Raw genomic sequence first — 15,889 nt, 5'->3', positions numbered from 1 at the left:
TGCGATTTTGATTCTGGCCGGAGGCCGTAGGAGCGAACTTGTTCGCGAATGCGATGTTTCAGACGGTATATTTTCGGCGATCATACCGCCCCTTTCGCGAACAAGCGATGCGTCGCCCGGCTCGCTCCTACGGCCTGCGGCCAGAATCAAAAGCAGATTTGTATATAACGATCAGCTCCGCGTGGGAATGATCTGCGTCACATTAAAGCCCGCCCGAAGCCTGAACCCCTAGCCCCGCTGCCGTCAGCAATGACAGTGGCAGCAGCAGGGTGTCGAGCAGCGCACTGCCCGGCAGGTCAAGGCCCGGGTAGCTGGGAGCTTCTGCGCCGAATCGGTCGGCGGCACAGCAGCCGCCCTGCAGCGCATACATATTCAACCGCGTACCGGCATACACCACCGGCGCACCCGGTTTGGCCGCATTGAGCGTGCGAGCCGTTGCGCAGCCGGTCAGCGCCAGCGCAAGCGCGACCAGCAGCAGCTTATTCATCGCTGCCAATATGGTGCTCGCCCCAGCGCGGCAGCAAGTCCTGAGGAATATTCAGCAGATTGAGGATCCGCGCGACGACAAAGTCCACCAGGTCGTCGATGGTCTGCGGCTGGTGATAAAAGCCGGGAGACGCCGGCAAAATCACTGCACCCATGTTCGACAGTTTGAGCATGTGTTCCAGATGAATGCTGGAATACGGCGCTTCGCGCGGCACCAGAATCAATTGGCGCCGCTCCTTCAGCGTCACGTCAGCGGCGCGCTCGATCAAATTGTTGCAGGCCCCGGTGGCGATCGCCGACAGCGAACCGGTGGAACACGGCACCACCACCATCGCGCTGGGCGCCCCCGAGCCGGAGGCCACTGGCGACATCCAGTCATCGCGTCCATAGACGCGAATCTGCCCGGCAGACGCACCGGTGTACTCCGTCAGAAACGCCTGCATCATCATCGCCTTGGGCGGCAGGCGCACATCGGTCTCGGTGGCCATCACCAATTGCGCCGCCTTGGAGATCAGGAAATGTACTTCCCGGTCCTCACGCACCAGACAATCCAGCAGGCGCAGGCCATATGGCGCGCCAGAAGCGCCAGTCATGGCAACCGTAACGCGCTCCGGGCCGCTCATTCAAGCGCCTCCGCCAGCTTGCCATGCAGGCCGCCAAATCCGCCGTTGCTCATGATCACGATGTGCGTACCGGGCTGCGCCTGGCTTTTGACCTGGGCGATGATTGCCTCAAGGGAATCACAGACCAACGCAGGCACAGTGCCTCCCGCGACTGTTGCCGCCAGGTCCCAGCCCAGATTGGGCGGGGCGTACCAGACCACCTGATCCGCCTGACTCACGCTTTCCCGCAAGCCATCGCGATGCGCGCCAAGCTTCATCGAGTTGGAGCGCGGCTCGACGACCGCAATGATCGATGCATCACCGACCTTTTTGCGCAGGCCGTCCAGCGTGGTGGCGATAGCCGTGGGGTGGTGAGCGAAGTCATCATAAATAGTGATGCCGCGCACGTCGGCGACCTTTTCCATACGCCGTTTGACGCTCTTGAACGCACTGAGCGCCTGCACGCCCAGCAACGGCACGACGCCCACATGGCGAGCGGCCGCCAGCGTCGCCAAGGCGTTGGCCACGTTGTGCTGACCGGTCATGTCCCACTCGACAGTGCCTTGAAGCTCGCCTTCGAACAGCACTTCAAAACGCGAGCCGTCTTCGCTCAACAGTCGTGCCTGCCACTGACCGTTCTGGCCCGTGGTCTGTACCGGCGTCCAGCAGCCCATCTCGATGACCCGCGACAACGCCGGCTCGGTAGTCGGGTGGATTACCAGGCCTTCGCTCGGGATAGTTCGCACCAGATGGTGAAACTGACGTTCGATGGCCGGCAGATCGGGGAAGATGTCGGCATGATCGAACTCAAGATTATTGAGGATCGCTGTCCGCGGACGGTAGTGGACGAACTTGGAGCGTTTGTCGAAGAACGCGCTGTCGTACTCATCGGCCTCGACAACAAAGAACGGGGTCTCGCCCAGACGCGCCGACACGGCGAAGTTCTGGGGGATGCCTCCGATCAGGAAGCCGGGGCTCATGCCGGCGTGTTCCAGCACCCAGGCCAGCATGCTGCTGGTGGTGGTCTTGCCGTGTGTGCCGGCCACGGCCAGTACCCAGCGGCCTTGCAGCACATGGTCCGCCAGCCACTGCGGGCCAGACACATACGGCAAACCTGTGTTGAGCACATATTCAACCGCCGGGTTGCCACGCGACAGCGCGTTGCCGACTACCACCAGGTCCGGCGCGGGGATCAGTTGCACGGGATCATAGCCTTGGGTCAGCTCGATGCCCTGCGCCTGGAGCTGGGTGCTCATCGGTGGATAGACATTGGCGTCGGAGCCCGTGACCCGGTGCCCCAACTCTTTGGCGAGCACCGCCAGAGACCCCATGAACGTGCCGCAGATACCAAGGATATGAATATGCATGACCAACCTCTCAGAACATCTGCGCAGGTTAACGTAGGGGCGGTGAAATGGCACCCTGAGTTTGTCCGTCGTCTTGCGCACACGCCCCATTTCAATGCCCGGCAGATAAGCCTAAAGTCCTAGCCACGGCCGAATGCAAATGGCCTATTCTTGGACGCTCATTGTCAGCGACCCGAAAGCAGAATCGACACAGACTCCCTCACAACAAGAACCAGGAGACATACCATGCGTTACGCTCATCCCGGTACCGAAGGCGCCATCGTCAACTTCAAGGAACGCTACGGTAACTACATAGGCGGCGAGTTCGTCGCGCCGGTCAAAGGCCAGTATTTCACCAACACTTCGCCGGTCACCGGCAAGGCCATCGCAGAATTTCCGCGCTCCACTGCCGAAGACATCGACAAGGCACTCGACGCTGCGCACGCCGCCGCTGCAGCCTGGGGCTCGACCTCGGTGCAGGCCCGCTCGCTGGTCCTGCTGAAGATTGCCGATCGCATCGAAGCCAATCTGGAAGTCCTGGCCATCACCGAAACCTGGGACAACGGCAAGGCAATCCGCGAAACCCTCAACGCCGATATCCCGCTGGCCGCCGACCATTTCCGCTACTTCGCTGGCGTGCTGCGTGCGCAGGAAGGCAGCGCCGCCGAAATCGACGGCAATACCGTGGCCTATCACATTCATGAGCCGCTGGGCGTAGTCGGGCAGATCATCCCGTGGAACTTCCCGATCCTGATGGCGGCCTGGAAACTCGCCCCTGCGCTGGCTGCCGGTAATTGCATCGTGCTCAAACCTGCCGAGCAGACGCCGCTGGGCATCAGCGTGCTGATCGAACTGATCGGCGACCTGCTGCCTCCCGGCGTGCTGAACATCGTGCAGGGTTATGGCCGCGAAGCGGGTGAAGCGCTGGCCAGCAGCAAACGCATCGCCAAAATTGCCTTCACCGGCTCGACACCGGTCGGCTCGCATATTATGAAACTGGCGGCGGACAGCATCATCCCGTCCACCGTGGAACTGGGCGGCAAGTCGCCGAACATCTTCTTCGAAGACATCATGAGCGCCGAGCCAGAGTTCATCGACAAGGCCGCTGAAGGCCTGGTGCTGGCGTTCTTCAATCAGGGCGAAGTCTGCACCTGCCCGTCCCGCGCGCTGGTGCAGGAGTCGATCTATCCGCAGTTCATGGAAGCGGTGCTGCGCAAGGTCGAGAAGATCAAGCGCGGCGACCCGCTGGACACCGACACCATGGTCGGCGCCCAGGCATCCGAGCAACAATTCGACAAGATTCTTTCGTACCTGGACATCGCCAAGGGCGAAGGCGCCGAACTGTTGACCGGCGGCAAAGTGGAGAAGCTCGAGGGCAGCCTGTCCACCGGCTACTACATCCAGCCGACGCTGCTCAAAGGCAACAACAAAATGCGCGTGTTCCAGGAAGAGATCTTCGGCCCGGTGGTCAGCGTCACGACCTTCAAGGACGAAGCAGAAGCCGTGGCCATCGCCAACGATACCGAATTTGGTCTGGGCGCTGGCCTGTGGACCCGCGACATCAACCGCGCCTACCGCGTGGGCCGGGCGATCAAGGCCGGACGCGTGTGGACCAACTGCTACCACCTGTACCCGGCACACGCCGCGTTCGGTGGCTACAAGAAATCCGGCGTCGGCCGCGAAACCCACAAAATCGCGCTTGAGCATTATCAGCAGACCAAAAACCTGCTGGTGAGCTACGACACCAACCCGCTGGGTTTCTTCTAGGTATTTAGGTCCCCTGGTCAGGTTGGAACACGCCCCCTGTGGGAGCGGACCGGACGACGCTTCGCTTGTCCGCGAAGACGGTAGTTCAGACGATACCTTCCCGGAGAATCTACTGGCCCTTTCGCGAACACGTTCGCTCCCACGGCCTTCGGCCAGAATCAAAAGCGGACTTGTGTATAGCACCGAGCCCTATTGCGCGGTAACAAGAAACACATCACGCACCAACCCTGTGCATCACGCCCCGGCTTAACGCTGCGGCGTGATGCATCCTGCCCTGGACTAATCCGCTTACGCCTGCAAACTCGCACTCCCGGTCAGGATGGAGTATTAATTGCTTGCATCGCTTCCCACAGTCGTTTGAACCGGGACGTACCCGGCTCAGCGAAAGACTACGTCCGACGCAAGCAGCGCGACGTCATGGAGAATCTGTATGGCGAGCTTTTCCCACTCTGTCGGAGCGCAGACGTACCGCTTCGACAGCCTCAAAGAAGTCATGGCCAAGGCCAGTCCTGCGCGCTCCGGTGATTATCTGGCCGAAGTCGCGGCGCAGAACGACGGCGAGCGAGTCGCTGCGCAGATGGCGCTGGCGAACATTCCGCTCAAGCACTTTCTTGAAGAAGCCCTGATCCCTTACGAACAGGACGAAGTCACCCGGCTGATCATCGACACCCACGACAAACTGGCGTTTGCCCCGGTCAGTCATCTGACAGTCGGCGGCTTTCGCGACTGGCTGCTCAGCGACAAGGCCGACGAAACCAGTCTGCGCGCGCTGGCACCCGGCCTGAACCCGGAAATGGCCGCTGCCGTTTCAAAGATCATGCGCGTGCAGGATCTGGTGCTGGTGGCGCAGAAAATCCGCGTGGTCACGCGTTTCCGTAACACCATGGGCCTGCGCGGCCGGCTGTCGACACGCCTGCAACCCAATCACCCCACCGACGACCCGTCCGGCATTGCCGCCAGCGTGCTCGACGGTCTGCTGTACGGCAATGGCGATGCCATGATCGGCATCAACCCGGCCACCGACAGCACCTCGTCCATCGTCGCCTTGCTGGAAATGCTCGACGCCATTGTCCAGCGCTACGAAATCCCGACCCAGTCCTGCGTGCTGACCCACGTCACCACCTCCATTGAGGTGATCAACCGTGGCGTGCCGGTCGACCTGGTGTTTCAGTCGATCACCGGCACTGAGGCCGCCAACGCCAGCTTCGGCATCAGCCTCAAGCTGTTGCAGGAAGGCTATGAGGCGGGTCTGAGCCTGAACCGCGGCACCCTCGGGCAAAACCTGATGTATTTCGAGACTGGGCAAGGCAGCGCGCTGTCGGCCAACGCGCATCATGGCGTCGACCAGCAGACCTGCGAGACCCGCGCCTACGCCGTCGCCCGGCATTTCAATCCGTTTCTGGTCAACACCGTGGTCGGTTTCATCGGCCCCGAGTACCTGTACAACGGCAAACAGATCATCCGTGCCGGTCTGGAGGATCACTTCTGCGGCAAGCTGCTGGGCGTGCCGATGGGCTGTGACATCTGCTACACCAACCACGCAGAGGCCGATCAGGACGACATGGACACCCTGCTGACCCTGCTGGGCGTCGCGGGGATCAACTTCATCATGGGCATCCCCGGCTCCGACGACATCATGCTCAACTACCAGACCACCTCGTTCCACGACGCGCTGTACGCCAGGCAAAGCCTGGGCCTGCGTCCTGCGCCGGAATACGAAGCCTGGCTGGAAAAAATGGGCATCTTCACCCAGGCCGACGGCCGTGTGCGCTTCGGCGACAGCCTGCCGCCAGCCTTCCGTCAGGCGCTGGCGCATCTAGCATGAGTGACGAGCCGATGAACGAACTACAAGACAGCGCCGCCCCCGCCAATCCCTGGCTGGAACTGCGCCGCCTGACCCCTGCGCGCATTGCGCTGGGACGTACCGGCACCAGCCTGCCGACCTCTGCGCAACTGGACTTTCAAGCCGCCCATGCGCAGGCACGCGACGCGGTGCATCTGGCCTTCGACCATGCCGCGATCAGCGCACAACTGACGGAAAAGGGTCGTGAAACCCTGCTGCTGCACAGCGCCGCCGCCGACCGGGACAGCTACCTGCAGCGCCCGGACCTGGGCCGTCGCCTTAATGACGAATCAGCGCAGACGTTGCGCGACTACGCCGCGGCTCATCCGGGCGGTCTCGATCTGGCGGTAGTGGTCGCTGACGGCCTGTCCGCCCTGGCGGTGCATCGACATGCGGTGCCTTTCCTCATTCGCCTGGAAGAACAGGCCAGCGCCGAGGGCTGGTCGCTGTCGCCAGTGATCATGGTCGAACAGGGCCGCGTCGCCGTGGCCGATGAGGTCGGCGAACTGCTCGGTGCGAAGATGGTGGTCATTCTGATCGGCGAACGCCCCGGTCTCAGCTCCCCGGACAGCCTGGGCCTGTACTTCACTTACGCGCCAAAGGTCGGGCTGAACGATGCGCACCGCAACTGTATTTCCAATGTGCGCCTGGAAGGCTTGAGCTACGGCATGGCCGCTCATCGGCTGCTGTACCTGATGCGCGAGGCCTGCAGACGGCAGATTTCCGGGGTCAACCTGAAAGACGAGGCGGAACTGCAGACACTGGAATCAGACGGCACTGACGAGCATTCAGACAAACCCATCGGCAACTTCCTGCTGGACGGCCCTGACGCGCCACACTAGGCTCCACACTGGCTTATGCCGTTCACAGCCGCCGGGCAGATTCGCGTAATCATCCCGGCTTGCGGCATAAGCGCGGATGAACACTGCGGACTGCTCTTCCCTCCTCAAAGCTATACCGCTCACACCCCATTCAACCCCGCCGCTTATTCCGAAGCCCCTTCTGCGCATTCTGCTTCTATAATGCCGCGCAGTCGTTTCTTCCGCATGCGACCCCGGACAGGGTTCTCGCCTCAGGTGCCTTAATGGAATTCAACCCGCTCGACCTTATTCTGCATCTCGACGTTTACCTTGACCTGTTGGTGACCAACTACGGCACATGGGTCTACGCGATCCTGTTTCTGGTGATTTTCTGCGAGACCGGACTGGTGATCATGCCCTTCCTGCCGGGTGACTCGCTGCTGTTCATCGCCGGCGCCGTGGCTGCCGGTGGCGGCATGGACCCGGTCCTTCTGGCCGGTTTGTTGATGCTCGCAGCGATCTTGGGCGACAGCACCAACTACGTAATCGGCCGCACGGTTGGCGAAAAACTGTTCAGCAACTCGTCATCGCGAATCTTCCGCCGCGACTACCTGCTGCGCACCCAGGATTTCTACGCACGCCACGGCGGCAAAACCGTCACGCTCGCGCGCTTCCTGCCGATCATCCGCACCTTTGCGCCCTTCGTCGCGGGCGTCGGCAGGATGTCCTATCCGCGCTTCGTGGGCTTCAGCGTGCTGGGCTCGGTGCTGTGGGTCGGTAGCCTGGTGACCCTGGGCTTCTTCTTCGGCAACGTGCCATTCATCAAGCACAACCTGACCTTTCTGGTACTGGCAATCATCCTGCTGTCACTAGTGCCTATGGTCATCGGCGTGGTGCGCAGCCGCACCGCGCGTCCGGTCGACGCGCGCTGAATCATGTGGTCATTCAGCCACTGGCGCAGGCAGCGCACGCTGGCCCGACACCCAGTTGCTGAAGAACTATGGCAGAACGTCTGCGCACGTCTGCCGATCCTCGATGGCCTGAGCAGCGTGCAACACGCGCAACTGCGTGACGCCTGCGTGTTGTTTCTGCATGACAAACACCTCAGCGCGCTGCCGGGCGTTGATCTGGATGACGAGCAGCGGCTGTTTCTCGCCGCCCAGGCGCAGCTACCACTGCTGAACCTGGGCGAACTGAACTGGTATCAGGGTTTTCATGAAATCGTGTTGTACCCCGACGACTTCGTCAGCCCGCAGCGCCATCGCGATGCCAGCGGCGTCGAACACGAGTGGGATGGCGAGCACAGCGGCGAAGCCTGGCTGCAGGGCCCGGTGATTCTGGCCTGGCCCGGCGTATTGAGCAGCGGCGGCTGGGATGGCTACAACCTGGTGATCCATGAACTGGCCCACAAGCTCGACATGCTCAACGGCGACGCCAATGGCCTGCCGCCGCTGCACAGCGACATGCAGGTGACCGAATGGGCTCGCGTCATGCAAAGCGCGTTCGATGATCTCAACCGGCAACTGGACCATAACCCCGACGCCGAACCCGCCATTGATCCCTATGCCGCCGAAGACCCCGCCGAGTTCTTCGCCGTGACCAGCGAATACTTCTTCAGCGCGCCCGACCTGCTGCACGGCAGTTACCTGGCCGTCTACGAACAACTGAAAGCGTTCTACCGTCAGGACACCCTGGCGCGGCTTGACCTGCTGCGTCAACAGGACCCGGCTTACCGGGACAGCTGACGGCCTCCAAGGCCATGCGTGGCAACCAAAACAGAATATGCCTATAATCCGGACCACTTTATGGCGGTTCGCGCCACAATCTGTCTGTTCAACCAGGGGGGCAATGCCCAATGAGCTACAGCAAGATTCCGGCTGGTAAAGACCTGCCGAACGACATCTACGTCGCCATCGAAATCCCGGCCAACCACGCGCCGATCAAATACGAAATCGACAAAGATTCCGATTGCCTGTTCGTTGACCGTTTCATGGCCACCCCAATGTTCTACCCGGCCAACTACGGTTTCATCCCCAACACCCTGGCTGACGACGGCGACCCGCTGGACGTGCTGGTGGTAACCCCATACCCCGTTACCCCAGGTTCGGTTATCCGCGCACGCCCGGTCGGCATCCTGCACATGACTGACGACGGCGGCGGCGATGCCAAAGTTATCGCAGTGCCACACGACAAGCTGTCCCAGCTGTACGTCGACGTGAAAGAGTACACCGACCTGCCGCCGCTGCTGCTTGAGCAGATCAAGCACTTCTTCGAGAACTACAAGGATCTCGAAAAAGGCAAATGGGTGAAGATCGAAGGTTGGGGCAATGCTGACGCTGCCCGTGCCGAGATCACCAAATCGGTTGCAGCGTACAAAGGCTGATCATCGATTGGCGTTTCAGGGCACGCCACACCCGTGCCCTGAAACACGCTTCCCCCTCCTCGCTGCACCTCCCCGCACACCTCGCTCGCTGAAACCCAATCCATCTTTTTTGCAGCACGCACGTTTAAAAATGCGCCCGGCTTTTAGACATTCAATCAACAGTTCGTTAATGCCCGTATAGCGGGGGTAAACGCGCAATACCTCGTTTAGTGCCAAAAGCGCTATTACGGAATCCACCTACACGACATTCATTCCATCCGTAGTCCGGATAGCCACGCCCACCCTGGGATAACGTCGACGTCAACACCTCGTTCATTTAAACGCCCAGGCGACGCCCGTAGACTTCGCCACTATGAATACATCAGGTGATCGACTCCGCATCCTCCTTCGGGAGTGCCATCTCACAGCGACTGATTTTGCCGCCAACCGCAAAATCACGCCGCAACACGTCAATAACTGGTTCAAGCGCGGCGTGCCCATGGCGCGGATTGACGAGGTGGCTGAACTGTTGACCGTCAACGCCCGCTGGCTGCGCACCGGCGAAGGCCCCAAACACCCTAACGAATGCGCCAATGAAAACACTGGCGGCGATACCCGCGTCATCATTCATCAGGCCAGAAACGTGTCGCGCGGCGACGTGGAAATCCAGATCTTCATGGAAGCCGAATCCACCCACGGCGTCGGCAAGACCGTCCTCGCCGAAGCCCCCGGACAGAAAATCCGCCTGCCCCTGCAAGTCCTGCAGAACATGGGCATCGACCCGAAAAACTGCATGTGCGTCGCCATGGTCGGCAACAGCATGGCCGACAAGATCCAGGACGGCTCGATCCTCGGCGTCGACCGCGAACTGACCCAGGTCATCGACGGCGAAATCTACGCCCTCGAACACGGCGGCATCCTGCGCGTCCGCTACCTCTACCGCCTGCCCAACGGCGGCCTGCGCCTGCGCAGCCACAACGACGCCGAATACCCGGACGAACTGTTCAGCGCCGAAGACATCGACCGGGAGAAAATACGGATTCTGGGCTGGATATTCTGGTGGTCGACACTGAACAGCCGACGCAATGCCATGCTGCTGTTATGAGGTGTTTACGGCTGAAAAGCATTCGGGCTGGGCATGGAAGGCGAAGTTCAGTATCCTGTTCGCCATCCAGAGCACCTGACGCACTCATGCGATGCGGTGCTTGAACGGGGCATGTGATCCGTTTGCCCCGTTGCCTATTCGCGCTTCTTCAAGAGGCGCATCTGTTGAAGGCGATTGCGGTCTATCAAAAATAGATCAGAACCGCCTACGAGAAGCCGGCCACAAGCCGGCTTTTTAATGTCTGACGCTTTTTTCTTTCGTAGAGGATCGAGTCTCCACTACTTTAAGCAGCTTCCTACAAGATAAATCTTTGGAAGCACAAGGAAACGTCAATGCCTGTCCATACATACGATCAGTTCAACGGCCCATTTCGAGACTATTCCAACCAAATCGGACAGCGCACCTCAGGAAACACCCAAGAAACTCTTGCAAATAACTCATTCCTATCAGCAGCGGCTAGGCAACCTACAAAACAGAGCTGGCCGGGCTCATAACAGCTAGGATCGCGCAGGCCTTGTCAGTAGTGCACGCCTATTGAAACTGACCGCGTTACACATTGCCTATCCATAAGCCTACCTACCCGCTCTCAGTAAATGAGCTCAAGGACGTCAGCCATTAAATTCTAACCAGTTAATATGCTTAGTGGATCATGGCAGTTCATATCGCAGCATTACCACTGCCGACGCCGCATCATTTTACCTTAAGGAGAAGTGATTTCTTGGCTCTTTGACAGGCAGACCAATATTCACATAACACTTGCAGCCTCAGTGATAGCACATTAGCATCAAAGCACTCCAACCCAGCTTCCCAAGAGGGTACTAGAGAAAAATCAGGACTAAAGCCTGTTAGACAGATTCTTAGGTCAAGGAGACCACGATGTCGGAAGTAAAAAGCATCAAGGAGCAATTTTTTGTCTACCACTTGACCTCTGTTGAAAATCTGGATGGGATTTTCAAAGAGGGTCTTAAACCTCGGGCCAGCCTCACTAAATTCACTGACGTTGCAGATAACGACATAATCACGAAGCGCAAAGCTCTTGGCCTTGATTGCTACGTGCCTTTTCATTGGTTTGCTTCCAACCCATTTGATGGGAGAGTGCAGCTCAGCAGACCCCAGTCTAAATTCGTACTGATTTCAGTGTACAGATCATTCGCTAAGCAAAACCGTTGGAAGATCATACCTCGTCATCCGCTTGCCAATGATGCTATCGAGTTACTTGACTATGACGAAGGTTTTGAAAATATAGATTGGGATCTGATGGATTCTCGGGACTATCTGGACCCCGCATGTAAAAGTGTTTGCATGGCTGAATGCCTCTCCCCCTCTGCGGTACCTCCCCAGAATTTTTCCAGAATTTACGTCCCCAACAATGGGATGGAGGAGCTTTGTGCGGCTAAAATGCATGAGGCCAAACTCAAAATCCCTATCAGTGTGAATCCCGGAATGTTCCACAAATGAAGTACAGCAGTCTGAATCCAAAAAAAGCTCTAATTTGGCGTATCGTCCACCGCGATAACCTGCCTTGGATTCTGGACAACGGTCTTCATTGCGCCAGCTCCGACGTGCAAGCGCCGCAGTACGTGAACATCGGTAACGTTGACCTGATTAACAAACGCCGAAATCGCGATGTTCCTATTGCTCCAGCGGGCGTACTGTCCGACTACGTGCCCTTCTACTTCACACCGTTCTCTGTGATGATGAAAAATATTCATTCCGGTTGGAGCGTCCAGCAGCGTAGCAATGACGAGATAGTAATTCTGGTTTCAAGCCTGCCTCTCGTTGAGCAGCTTGGCCTGGCTTTCGTCTTTACCAATGCACACGCCTATCCTGACTGGACCGATTACTATAGCGAGCTGGCGAGTCTCGACCAGATCGACTGGCCTATAATCCAGAGACGAGACTTCAAGCGTGATCCTGATGATCCGCGTAAGATGGAGCGTTATCAGGCCGAAGCGCTCATTCACCATCACCTACCGATCACAGGACTCCTTGGCATCATGTGCTACGACGATGCAACGAAAGAACGTATTGAGCAAGACGTTGCCGCCAGAGGTCTGACCTTGCCTGTCCACGCGCGCCCGGGATGGTATTTCCAATGATCAGATTCACCCAAGGCAATCTGCTGGAAGCAGATACCGAAGCTCTCGTGAACACGGTGAACACGGTAGGCGTGATGGGAAAAGGCATTGCACTGATGTTCAAGGAGCGCTTCACCGAAAACTACCGCCTCTATTCGGCGGCGTGCAAGGCTGGTGAGGTAGAGACCGGAAAGGTTCACGTAACGGCAGTCAACGAACTGGACGGGCCGCGCTGGATAGTGAATTTTCCTACCAAGCGTCACTGGCGTTCCCCCTCGCAGATGGCATGGATAACTGAAGGCTTACGGGACCTGCGCCGCTTTTTGATCGATAACCAAGTCAAATCCGTAGCAGTTCCACCTCTCGGTGCTGGTAATGGCGGTTTGAAATGGGTAGAGGTCCGTGAGCAGATTGTTGATGTCTTGAGTGATCTGGATGTCGATGTACTTGTCTTTGAACCCACCGATCAATATCTGAATGTCGCGAAGCGCAGCGGTGTCGAGAAGCTGACGCCTGCACGTGCACTCATCGCCGAACTCGTTCGGCGTTACTGGGTTTTGGGCATGGAATGTAGCCTGCTTGAAATTCAGAAGCTCGCTTGGTTTCTGGAGCGTTCGATAGAACAATTGCCAAGCGCAAAGAACCCCTTGGATCTCAAATTTGTAGCCCACAAATATGGGCCATACGCCAATCGCCTTGAGCATCTGCTCGACAATCTCGATGGCAGCTACCTGCACTGCGATAAACGCATCACCGACGCCGGTATTAATGACGTGATCTGGTTTGACGAGGGCCGTAAGGCTTTTCTGCAAGCCTATCTGAAAACAGAGGCCAAGGAATATTCCCAAGCTCTGGAGCGCACCGCAGAGCTGATTGACGGCTTTGAGTCGCCTTTCGGCATGGAGCTGTTGGCGACGGTTGACTGGTTATTGAGTAAGTCGGGAGTTTCTCCAACGGTTCCGGCAGTGCGTGAAGCATTGAAACATTGGGATGGAGGCGCAGGTGCGGCGGCTCGGAAAAGCAGGCTGTTCGATGATCAAGCTCTCGGCATTGCGTTAAAGCGGTTGACTGCTAGCAATCTCAGTCCAGAGATAGCCGCCCCCTAGGTCTCATCTACGCTCTGTTTTGACTATCAAAATAGCAGTCCACTGCGAAGACAACGCTCATTTCAACTGGTCGGTTCGTGACGTTTTGCCCCGGCGTGCTGCAGCAGAGCAAAACAGTCTGCTAGGCATAGTTATCGCGTTCTACGGCGCTGTTCAGTTTGGTCATCAGCTCGCTGACCAAATCGAAGATCCGGGTAATGCGGTGCACAGAAGCGCGGGTATTTGAGATTGCTGGCTGACCAGTCCCTCAGGTTCGGGAATAACTCTTTGAGATGTCGCGTTCGGCGCTCAATCATTTTCCCTCCCCCAACCGCCTCCGTCGCGCCACCAGCGCCCTGCGCAGGGAAACATCCGCGTACTCCATAAACAGCGTTGCTAATCGATTCAGCGCTGCCTCTTCCTCTTCACCGCCCACGATTGAATCGAAGCCGAGCGCACGCTTGTTCTGTTCGGGCAGTTCTTCCCAGCTGGTCATGAGATAGGCGTACATTGCGCTGACGATTTGGCGCTGGGTCATGACATCAGGTACTGGGGCGGATGGGGTGGCGTTAGAGCGTTGCTTTAGCGCACGACATTGTGGACATAGGTTTCGCGTAAGCGACAAGCCAAGGTAAAGACGCCTACGGCGCAGCAACTGGGCTTTTCTGATTTTCATAAGACCTCCTTGAACGTGTACGTACATCCTTGAGGTCCATATCTTAATCGAAAAACCTATTTTGGGATAATCCCAAATCAGGTTTATTTAGGTAGCCGGACTATTCAGACGGCGTGCCCAAGTGAAAACCATCCATAACGCTCGCTACCAGGCGTTGCTTGATCTTTTGCTGGAAGCGCGCAACGCAGCCGGTATGACGCAAAAAGAATTAGCCGTCAGGCTAGGGCGACCGCAGTCGTTTGTCTCGAAGACAGAGAATGCCGAGCGCAGGCTCGATGTCATCGAGTTCATGGATGTGTGCCGGGGACTCGGGGCTGATCCATATGCGTTGCTCAGTAAGCTGGAATCGATGGCTCGCCCATGATCGACAATCGCGACAGCAGCGCAATGGATCTGAGCAACGCAATCGGAGCGGCACTGAAAGAAGCGCGCGAAGCGAAGGGTCTCACGCAAGAGGATTTTGTCGGGGTCAGTGGCAGGACGTATCTGTCCGAGATCGAACGCGGGTTGAAGAGCCCGACGCTTGAGAAGCTGGACCAGCTCGCGACCAGGATCGGAATTCATCCGCTTGAGCTGCTGGTCTCGTGCTATGCCAAGCAGGCTTCGATGAGTCAGCAAGCTTTGCTGGATATGCTGGATGAACGCTTGCGTAACGCGTGACGTATTTCGATACCTACACACGCCCAGCCCTCAAACCCGATAAGACTCCGCATGCGCGACCTTCCTCAGCGTGCGCCAGTACGAGCGAATGCGCTTGGCGAGGGTCGGTGAGGTGCTGAACAGTACGATGGTCGCAAAGGACACCCACCAGCCGGGGCGCAGGCAGGTCAGCAGGTATTGATTGAGCCAGATGCGCGCAATTCTCAGCCTGTAGCCCTTCGGGTCGAGACTCTGCAATTGCTCTATCGCAGAGGCCTTGTAGAGCGTAGTCAGTACGCGGCGGCTGGTCAGAAAGCGCTCCGGAAAGTCGATGCCAGCCTCGCAGTGGTTGAGGACTCTGAAGTTGCGCCTCAAGATGTTGTCCCATAATTTCAGGTTGCTCAGCCCTACCTCGCAGGGTCGCGCGAGCCGGGCCTCAATGCCCTTCCTGCGCATGACACCCAGCATGAGTGCCTGCTCGCTCACCATGCGCGCGGACGTGTAGCCAATGAAGTTGCCAAACGGATTGCGAGACGGCCTGTCGTTGAAAAGCGCGTCCCTTTCGAACAGCGGTTGCCCCCACATGGCGAGCATTGCGCCGCGCGTGCCGAATTGAACCAGATCCGATATGTGGAACAACATCGGCAACCGTTCAGGGTCGCGAATATACAGCGTCGTGGTGGTGATGGGCGTGTCGAACAGTTGTGTCTCGCCCGGCTCGGTATCATCAGACTGGCCTATGACAGCCAGTGCCGCGCTGGTCAGGTTGTGGTCGGCGCGCATTTTCATGACATAGGGTCTTGAAGCGCTCTGAATACCGCATAACGTCGATAGCAGCATGCGATTGATGTTGATCTGATTTCCGGCGTCATCGACGAAGGCACCCGGATCATCCGACATGACGATCTGGTCCGCCTTCACATCGGACGTATCTTCATGACGCCAGGTCGAAACGATGATTTCGGCCTGTGGCAGGTGCGTACGGATCGATGCGATGCAGGCGAAGATATTTCGTTTGGAACTCAGGTTGCGATACAGAGGGCCCTGAATAACCACGCTGATTTTTCTGGGATCAACGGCCACAAGATGAGGCATGTGTT

The 15,889-nt window shown here is 58.1% G+C and carries 17 protein-coding genes; 12 read left to right on the top strand and 5 right to left on the bottom strand.

Going from position 1 to position 15,889, the window contains the following annotated elements:
- Positions 1-202: 202 nt before the first annotated feature.
- The 3 genes from V476_RS14230 to mpl are packed head-to-tail and all read right to left on the bottom strand — an operon-like array spanning position 203 to position 2,455.
- Positions 203-487, bottom strand: a complete 285-nt coding sequence (locus V476_RS14230; RefSeq protein ID WP_024960641.1) for a YceK/YidQ family lipoprotein — start codon at positions 485-487, stop codon at positions 203-205.
- The gene (gene ubiX / locus V476_RS14225; RefSeq protein ID WP_024960642.1) at positions 480-1,109 is read right to left on the bottom strand and encodes a flavin prenyltransferase UbiX; all 630 of its coding nucleotides are present in this window, start codon (positions 1,107-1,109) and stop codon (positions 480-482) included. Before ubiX ends, V476_RS14230 begins: the two co-directional genes overlap by 8 nt.
- The gene (gene mpl, locus V476_RS14220; RefSeq protein ID WP_016567092.1) at positions 1,106-2,455 is read right to left on the bottom strand and encodes a UDP-N-acetylmuramate:L-alanyl-gamma-D-glutamyl-meso-diaminopimelate ligase; all 1,350 of its coding nucleotides are present in this window, start codon (positions 2,453-2,455) and stop codon (positions 1,106-1,108) included. The genes ubiX and mpl overlap by 4 nt, the downstream gene beginning before the upstream one ends.
- Before the next feature lie 225 nt (positions 2,456-2,680).
- Between mpl and exaC the strand changes: the two genes are divergently transcribed.
- From exaC to darG, 10 genes are all read left to right on the top strand, one after another.
- Complete coding sequence (gene exaC, locus V476_RS14215) at positions 2,681-4,201, top strand: acetaldehyde dehydrogenase ExaC (protein ID WP_024960643.1); 1,521 nt, start codon at positions 2,681-2,683, stop codon at positions 4,199-4,201.
- Between the two features lie 430 nt (positions 4,202-4,631).
- A complete protein-coding gene (locus tag V476_RS14210) occupies positions 4,632-6,026 on the top strand; it encodes an ethanolamine ammonia-lyase subunit EutB (RefSeq protein WP_024960644.1) in 1,395 nt (464 codons plus the stop codon).
- Positions 6,023-6,886, top strand: a complete 864-nt coding sequence (eutC, locus tag V476_RS14205; protein ID WP_024960645.1) for an ethanolamine ammonia-lyase subunit EutC — start codon at positions 6,023-6,025, stop codon at positions 6,884-6,886. The genes V476_RS14210 and eutC overlap by 4 nt, the downstream gene beginning before the upstream one ends.
- Before the next feature lie 242 nt (positions 6,887-7,128).
- The gene (locus tag V476_RS14200) at positions 7,129-7,776 is read left to right on the top strand and encodes a DedA family protein (RefSeq protein WP_003366404.1); all 648 of its coding nucleotides are present in this window, start codon (positions 7,129-7,131) and stop codon (positions 7,774-7,776) included.
- A gap of 3 nt (positions 7,777-7,779) precedes the next feature.
- Entirely contained in the window at positions 7,780-8,589 is an 810-nt protein-coding gene (locus V476_RS14195) for a M90 family metallopeptidase (protein ID WP_024960646.1), read from the top strand.
- Between the two features lie 110 nt (positions 8,590-8,699).
- Entirely contained in the window at positions 8,700-9,227 is a 528-nt protein-coding gene (gene ppa / locus V476_RS14190) for an inorganic diphosphatase (protein ID WP_003317259.1), read from the top strand.
- Positions 9,228-9,579: 352 nt separating this feature from the next.
- Positions 9,580-10,311: a LexA family transcriptional regulator gene (locus tag V476_RS14185; RefSeq protein ID WP_004409537.1), complete on the top strand. Its 732-nt coding sequence runs from the start codon at positions 9,580-9,582 to the stop codon at positions 10,309-10,311.
- Between the two features lie 876 nt (positions 10,312-11,187).
- Positions 11,188-11,769 carry a DarT ssDNA thymidine ADP-ribosyltransferase family protein gene (locus tag V476_RS14180; RefSeq protein ID WP_024960647.1) on the top strand — a complete coding sequence of 194 codons (582 nt, stop codon included), beginning with the start codon at positions 11,188-11,190 and terminating at the stop codon, positions 11,767-11,769.
- Positions 11,766-12,410 (top strand): type II toxin-antitoxin system toxin DNA ADP-ribosyl transferase DarT, encoded by a 645-nt coding sequence (gene darT / locus V476_RS14175; RefSeq protein WP_024960648.1) that lies wholly within the window; start codon positions 11,766-11,768, stop codon positions 12,408-12,410. The genes V476_RS14180 and darT overlap by 4 nt, the downstream gene beginning before the upstream one ends.
- A complete protein-coding gene (gene darG, locus V476_RS14170; RefSeq protein WP_024960649.1) occupies positions 12,407-13,495 on the top strand; it encodes a type II toxin-antitoxin system antitoxin DNA ADP-ribosyl glycohydrolase DarG in 1,089 nt (362 codons plus the stop codon). The genes darT and darG overlap by 4 nt, the downstream gene beginning before the upstream one ends.
- Positions 13,496-13,787: 292 nt before the next feature.
- Here darG and V476_RS28920 read toward each other — a convergent pair whose 3' ends face one another.
- Positions 13,788-14,150 carry a hypothetical protein gene (locus tag V476_RS28920; protein WP_024960650.1) on the bottom strand — a complete coding sequence of 121 codons (363 nt, stop codon included), beginning with the start codon at positions 14,148-14,150 and terminating at the stop codon, positions 13,788-13,790.
- Between the two features lie 121 nt (positions 14,151-14,271).
- Here V476_RS28920 and V476_RS14160 point away from each other — a divergent pair, with 121 nt between their 5' ends.
- On the top strand, positions 14,272-14,514 hold the full coding sequence (locus tag V476_RS14160; protein WP_016567088.1) for a helix-turn-helix domain-containing protein: 243 nt from the start codon (positions 14,272-14,274) through the stop codon (positions 14,512-14,514).
- Positions 14,515-14,537: 23 nt separating this feature from the next.
- A complete protein-coding gene (locus tag V476_RS14155) occupies positions 14,538-14,810 on the top strand; it encodes a helix-turn-helix domain-containing protein (protein WP_003317245.1) in 273 nt (90 codons plus the stop codon).
- 30 nt (positions 14,811-14,840) lie between these two features.
- On the opposite strand, the gene V476_RS14150 is transcribed toward V476_RS14155, so the two are convergent.
- The gene (locus tag V476_RS14150) at positions 14,841-15,884 is read right to left on the bottom strand and encodes a WavE lipopolysaccharide synthesis family protein (protein WP_024960651.1); all 1,044 of its coding nucleotides are present in this window, start codon (positions 15,882-15,884) and stop codon (positions 14,841-14,843) included.
- Positions 15,885-15,889: the final 5 nt, after the last annotated feature.

Origin of the sequence: Pseudomonas syringae KCTC 12500 (assembly GCF_000507185.2) — a bacterium.
GTDB classification, from domain to species: domain Bacteria; phylum Pseudomonadota; class Gammaproteobacteria; order Pseudomonadales; family Pseudomonadaceae; genus Aquipseudomonas; species Aquipseudomonas syringae.
This window is presented reverse-complemented; position numbering and strand designations above follow the sequence as displayed.

What these genes read in the sequence shown, in the direction of transcription:
- V476_RS14230 (WP_024960641.1), bottom strand. Translation starts at nt 487, where the DNA reads ATGAATAAGCTGCTGCTGGTCGCGCTTGCGCTGGCGCTGACCGGCTGC.
- ubiX (WP_024960642.1), bottom strand. Translation starts at nt 1,109, where the DNA reads ATGAGCGGCCCGGAGCGCGTTACGGTTGCCATGACTGGCGCTTCTGGC.
- mpl (WP_016567092.1), bottom strand. Translation starts at nt 2,455, where the DNA reads ATGCATATTCATATCCTTGGTATCTGCGGCACGTTCATGGGGTCTCTG.
- exaC (WP_024960643.1), top strand. Translation starts at nt 2,681, where the DNA reads ATGCGTTACGCTCATCCCGGTACCGAAGGCGCCATCGTCAACTTCAAG.
- V476_RS14210 (WP_024960644.1), top strand. Translation starts at nt 4,632, where the DNA reads ATGGCGAGCTTTTCCCACTCTGTCGGAGCGCAGACGTACCGCTTCGAC.
- eutC (WP_024960645.1), top strand. Translation starts at nt 6,023, where the DNA reads ATGAGTGACGAGCCGATGAACGAACTACAAGACAGCGCCGCCCCCGCC.
- V476_RS14200 (WP_003366404.1), top strand. Translation starts at nt 7,129, where the DNA reads ATGGAATTCAACCCGCTCGACCTTATTCTGCATCTCGACGTTTACCTT.
- V476_RS14195 (WP_024960646.1), top strand. Translation starts at nt 7,780, where the DNA reads ATGTGGTCATTCAGCCACTGGCGCAGGCAGCGCACGCTGGCCCGACAC.
- ppa (WP_003317259.1), top strand. Translation starts at nt 8,700, where the DNA reads ATGAGCTACAGCAAGATTCCGGCTGGTAAAGACCTGCCGAACGACATC.
- V476_RS14185 (WP_004409537.1), top strand. Translation starts at nt 9,580, where the DNA reads ATGAATACATCAGGTGATCGACTCCGCATCCTCCTTCGGGAGTGCCAT.
- V476_RS14180 (WP_024960647.1), top strand. Translation starts at nt 11,188, where the DNA reads ATGTCGGAAGTAAAAAGCATCAAGGAGCAATTTTTTGTCTACCACTTG.
- darT (WP_024960648.1), top strand. Translation starts at nt 11,766, where the DNA reads ATGAAGTACAGCAGTCTGAATCCAAAAAAAGCTCTAATTTGGCGTATC.
- darG (WP_024960649.1), top strand. Translation starts at nt 12,407, where the DNA reads ATGATCAGATTCACCCAAGGCAATCTGCTGGAAGCAGATACCGAAGCT.
- V476_RS28920 (WP_024960650.1), bottom strand. Translation starts at nt 14,150, where the DNA reads ATGAAAATCAGAAAAGCCCAGTTGCTGCGCCGTAGGCGTCTTTACCTT.
- V476_RS14155 (WP_003317245.1), top strand. Translation starts at nt 14,538, where the DNA reads ATGGATCTGAGCAACGCAATCGGAGCGGCACTGAAAGAAGCGCGCGAA.
- V476_RS14150 (WP_024960651.1), bottom strand. Translation starts at nt 15,884, where the DNA reads ATGCCTCATCTTGTGGCCGTTGATCCCAGAAAAATCAGCGTGGTTATT.